The 4,606-nt window shown below is 49.4% G+C and carries 6 protein-coding genes; all 6 read right to left on the bottom strand.

What is annotated here, in order from left to right; translation table 11 throughout:
* On the bottom strand, positions 1–282 hold a 282-nt coding region (locus QVO39_RS08510), incomplete at its 3' end, for a hypothetical protein (protein WP_288171955.1).
* A 92-nt stretch (positions 283–374) separates the two neighbouring features.
* Complete coding sequence (locus tag QVO39_RS08505) at positions 375–1,541, bottom strand: fimbrillin family protein (protein ID WP_021903808.1); 1,167 nt, start codon at positions 1,539–1,541, stop codon at positions 375–377.
* Positions 1,542–1,579: 38 nt separating this feature from the next.
* Positions 1,580–2,524 (bottom strand): DUF5119 domain-containing protein, encoded by a 945-nt coding sequence (locus tag QVO39_RS08500; RefSeq protein ID WP_021903807.1) that lies wholly within the window; start codon positions 2,522–2,524, stop codon positions 1,580–1,582.
* Positions 2,518–3,153, bottom strand: coding sequence for a DUF3575 domain-containing protein (locus QVO39_RS08495; RefSeq protein ID WP_021903806.1), 636 nt, complete (start codon positions 3,151–3,153; stop codon positions 2,518–2,520). Before QVO39_RS08495 ends, QVO39_RS08500 begins: the two co-directional genes overlap by 7 nt.
* A 6-nt stretch (positions 3,154–3,159) precedes the next feature.
* Positions 3,160–4,131 (bottom strand): alpha/beta hydrolase, encoded by a 972-nt coding sequence (locus tag QVO39_RS08490; RefSeq protein WP_021903805.1) that lies wholly within the window; start codon positions 4,129–4,131, stop codon positions 3,160–3,162.
* A 13-nt stretch (positions 4,132–4,144) separates the two neighbouring features.
* On the bottom strand, positions 4,145–4,606 hold a 462-nt coding region (locus QVO39_RS08485; protein ID WP_288171954.1), incomplete at its 5' end, for a formylglycine-generating enzyme family protein.

Below are 4,606 nucleotides of genomic sequence, written 5' to 3'. Positions count from 1 at the left end.
GAGCCACGGATAGTTGGTGCGCCAGCCTGATGCCTTTGTGGCTCGGAGGTCTTGAAAGAGAGTGCCGAGGGGGTTTCCCGCTTGGGTTTGTAGAAAAGCAGTCACCTGCATATCGTCGTGGAAGTTATCTTGATCTTCCACCACTCCGCTCCTCATCTCTAGCCAGTTGGTCTCAAAAGTAATCATCTGGCGCTCATCGGGACGATCGCCCCTAGCACAGCTGCCTAGGAGTGGCAAGAGTGCCACGAGAGACCAGCCTAAGTACCTCTTTATTCTCTCCACTTTTTTACTTGTGATTAAATGGGAGCTGGCAGTGCCAAGCCTTCAGATAATGGAGGCTGGCACAGCCCAATCCCTAGTTATTCTATGTGTTGTTATGCGTTGGGCATATTAATAGTATTCGCATCACTATCTTGCCAATCCTCTATCTGTACTGTGAACTTAATGTGTTGATTGGTGAGGATAGGGGTGCCTGGCTTTGGCATTGCTGGCTTCACTGGATCGCTAGAAATCTCCACTCCAGTCGCTGTGGTAAAGCCTGCTGGCTTATTGGCCTCTGGATCTTGGTAGCCTGCACCATCCTTGAAGTCAAGTGTGATCACATACTTTTTCCCTGCTTCAAGACCTCCTGCGATCTCCAAAGGAGTAGCTGCCCAAGCATACTTGCCATCGGTTGGGTAGATAGCTACGCCCTCTTTATTCGTAATGTTGAGGAGTACTGAGAGATAGACGCCATTATTATCGGTGCCACTCCCTTGGTGCGTTGTGGCATCCCACTTGGTCATCGTTTGTGGAATCAGCATAAAGTTACCATCCTTACCCATCAGAGAAACTGCGGTAGCAGATAATTCCTTAGCTTCTGTCATGGCATCGGCAAAGGTCTCTTTTTCGGTGCCAAGGGTATAGCCACTTAGTGTGGTTGAGCTCTTGGTATCTGCAGGATAGGCAAAGGTGGCTTTCTTCACGATGCGACCAATCTTCACTCCAGCCACCTTGATCTTGTAGTCTGAATTGGCATTACTATTCACCGCCTTTACCTCTATTTGTGAGAGCACGTGCTTGAAATTGAGTGGCACGCCAGTCGTTGCGTGATCGGCACCATTGCCTTTGGCACGAGCCACGATGACGTCCACCTGCTTTGCGACCTCCGTTGGGGTGGTCAATTCTAGCTTCGAGCCAGTCTGGGCGATGGTTGCTGTTGCGTACTCACCAAGGTTGGCATAAGCGATAAAATCGAGTTCAAAGCTTGGCCAAGGGATATCTCCTCCTTGGGGTGCCCAAAGGTCGCCAGTGATCTCAGGCTTCACCGTCTTTCCTTCGAAATAAGCTGCTCCATTACCAAAAGCCGATACGGTAAAACCTGTACCCTTGAGAGTAGCTATATCCATCTCCGCAGCACGTAGACTATTTGCAATAAAGGGGGTAAACCCAATCTGCCCCTGCTCTCTTGCTGGCTCTGCTATGTCTGTTACTTTGCTACAGGAAGCCATCGCCATCGCTGAGGCTATAGCTATCACTGCCCATTTCATTACTCTTTTCATCTTCTCTTTCTCTTTATGTAGTTATTATTTTATTGCCTTTACATCTTGATATTCAGGTAGACTTTCCTCCAACTCTCCACAGTAATGCTTAGACCGCTGCGAGCCGATTCATCTATTCGAGGTAGGGGCAATTCCTCGTCCAGCTTTATATCAACCAATGCCTTCCCCTTTTGCTTCTCCACTTGCTCGGTGACATCAAAGGTATAAGTGTAGCCCTTGCCATCAGCCATCACCACATAGAGGATGAGCTCTTGTCGCCCGCCCTTTGCTTTTGGGAGCAATCCATAGGTGATCATATTGCCTTCTACCTCCTTTCCCTTCCACTTCATAGCTATTGGGTGGTAGGCACTTCCTTCGTGCCACTTATCCAAACCAATGAAGTAGCTTGGTGCCACGCCTCCAAAGCCTGCCGAGATACCCTGAACCGCCTGCAAGCCCTGTACATTGGTGAGCCGAATCTGCACCTCTCGATAGCATGGCTCCATCACTATCGTCACCACTTGCCTTAAGGTGGCATCGGCTTGTGGTACAATCTTTGTCTCCTTTACTCGTCCTGCATAGAAAGGCTCAGGCTGTAATCGGAAGTCCTTCCCCGCATCCCACGATGGTGCCCTCAGGGAGAGAAGGGCACCCGAAAGCGGGCTACAATTACGAGTGAAACTCTCTATCGTCTCATAGTGCTCTTCGCCTCTATGCTGTAGGATGCTAGAGGTATTGTTGAAGCCGACCACTCTATAGCGTCCGTCACGTAGTGTGGTGCTTCCTCCCGCCTTGTCTTGGAAGTCTCGCCGTACTGGTGCGGAGCCATTATCAAGGGGATAGAAGTAAGTGGTCATACCCGCCACGTGTGGCTCAGGTACTTGTGACCAATCGAAACGAACTTCCACCTCTACCGCCTGGGAGTAGCAGAGCTCCTTGTGCTGGCATTGGACAAAGAGAAGTGGTAGTAAGAGCAAGAAGATATATTTTAGTCCTTTTACCATAACCTGTAGACGATTGAGAGTGAAAGCTTAGTAGGGCCTACGAAGTCCAGCTGCTTCGTTGTCACCCACGGAAAGCAACCATTTGTCTGCTTTCCATACTGCTTGAAAGTACCGTGGAGATAACCTATCCCTATGGTTCCCTCTAGGGTCCACTGCTTGCCGAGGCTCCAAGCATAGCCATACGCCACACCTATACCAAAATGCGTGCGATCGCCGAGCACTCCTTGCCCTCCCATTTGAAAGTCGTAATCAAAGAGCTGAGTATAGAGGCCTATGTGATGCCCTTTGCCCCCTTGCTCCCTCTGCCCGAGCCAATACTTGACCTCGCTCTCCAAGCCTTTCAGTCGCCAGCAGAAGTTGGCTTTGGGCTTGGACCACCACGCTCCGTAGCCCGAGAGCTCCCAGCTCCAATGCTCTCCAATAAATGCCTCTAGGCCGAGATTGGGCACCAATGCTATATCAGCTAAAGCATTGGTTCGTACTGAGAGCCAGCTTCGACGCACCTCAGAGGGAGCCTGCTGTACCTCTACTGCCTGAACCTGCTGTGCCATAAGTGGCTTTGCACACAGCAGTAGCATTGCCAGCCATAGGCACTGCACTACACTATGATGTCTCCTATTTTTCTTCATCTCTTTTTAAGGTTCCTTTATCTCAAACGCTGGGAATTCCCCTCTACCTACTTTAACATTTCCTTTGAGGGTGGGGCGTATCCACTTCTCAAAGTAAAGCCCTCCTTCTTTGAAGAAGCTTTCATATTGTCTTTCTCCACAGAGGTAGGCAAGCATCCATGAGGAGACTACAGGCATCACGATAGGATAATTCTCAGACTCTTTGCCCTCTTTATTTCGCCAATCATTGTGGTGTGTCCCCTTCATGGAAAAGAATACCCGTTTGTTTTGCGTAAGTGTCTGATAAAACTCATAGCCACCAATGGGCTCATTCACTTCATCTACTTCTCCAGAGATGATGAGTGTAGCATTGGGAGTAGCAGAAACGTCGCACCCTAGCTTATCCTTTCCTCCAGCCACCGCATCGGATATGAAGTTGGTGGTGCCGTGATAGGGCATCAAGCTCACTACGGTCTTGATCTTTCCCCGCAGTCCATTGGGCTTCTCCATGGCTGCCGAAAAGAGTACCCCCGTTCCACCCATTGAGTGTCCGAGTAGTCCAATTCTCTGGAAGTCGACCCTATTATGTATCTTGGAACCAGGGCGCCGATTCTCTCCCTCGAGTAGCGTGTAGGCAGCGATGATGCCGTCCAACCATTGAAAAGGCTGATTCTGATCCATGGCGGTATAAACCAGCACGAGCATGCCGTGCGAGGCGAGTAATTGTGCAGTGTCGTGCATCTGCTCTTTGTATGCTGCCCAACCATGTACCACTATGACTACGGGGAGCTTGCCCGTTTTGCCTATCGGTAGATAGATGTTGGGGACATCTTTCATATATTCTTCGTCAAAAGAGTAGACTGGATCGGCGACATCCTCTATTGCATACTTGCCATTGCTCCACCAATTCTCCTGTAGCTCCTGCCCATATAGAGGTCTGGAGCCTCCTATTATTAGGAGTGTAAAGAGGAGTAGGGTTGTTATTATATTAGGTCTCATAAATATTGCTTACTTAGTTATTGGTCATCACATTACGGACGATTCGGAAGCCGATCAATTTATTGGTCCGATCAGGTAGGTGCTTCTTACGGTAATCCACTTTTAGGAATTCCTTCCTAGCGTGGAAGCTTCCGCCCTTCAATACCTTATAGGTACCACTCGCTGGACCATTGTCACGCTCGTAGGTGCGCTCTCCGTACCAGTCTTCCACCCATTCCCATACATTGCCACTCATGTCGTAGATGCCCAGCTCATTAGGCTTCTTGCCTCCTACGGGTTTAGTGCCATATTCAGGATTGGTAAATGCTTGCCAAACCTTAGGATTGAGGTTGGTCTGAGCTCCTAGCATCGCATTATCTCTAAACCAAGCAAAGTTGCCAAAGAGAACAGAACCGATGTTGCTCTTTTGGGCTATATTTGTGTCGTTGGCTCCACTTGCTGCTGTGGCTATCCATATCCACTCTGCCTCGGTGGG

It is taken from the genome of Porphyromonas sp. CAG:1061 (assembly GCF_000435035.1).
GTDB lineage: Bacteria > Bacteroidota > Bacteroidia > Bacteroidales > Porphyromonadaceae > Porphyromonas_A > Porphyromonas_A somerae.
Note: the sequence above shows the minus strand (reverse complement) of the source record. Positions and strands in the feature narration are given on the sequence as shown.

Excerpts from the sequence above, each read along its gene's own strand:
- QVO39_RS08505 (WP_021903808.1), bottom strand. The coding sequence starts at position 1,541 with ATGAAAAGAGTAATGAAATGGGCAGTGATAGCTATAGCCTCAGCGATG.
- QVO39_RS08490 (WP_021903805.1), bottom strand. The coding sequence starts at position 4,131 with ATGAGACCTAATATAATAACAACCCTACTCCTCTTTACACTCCTAATA.
- QVO39_RS08495 (WP_021903806.1), bottom strand. The coding sequence starts at position 3,153 with ATGAAGAAAAATAGGAGACATCATAGTGTAGTGCAGTGCCTATGGCTG.
- QVO39_RS08500 (WP_021903807.1), bottom strand. The coding sequence starts at position 2,524 with ATGGTAAAAGGACTAAAATATATCTTCTTGCTCTTACTACCACTTCTC.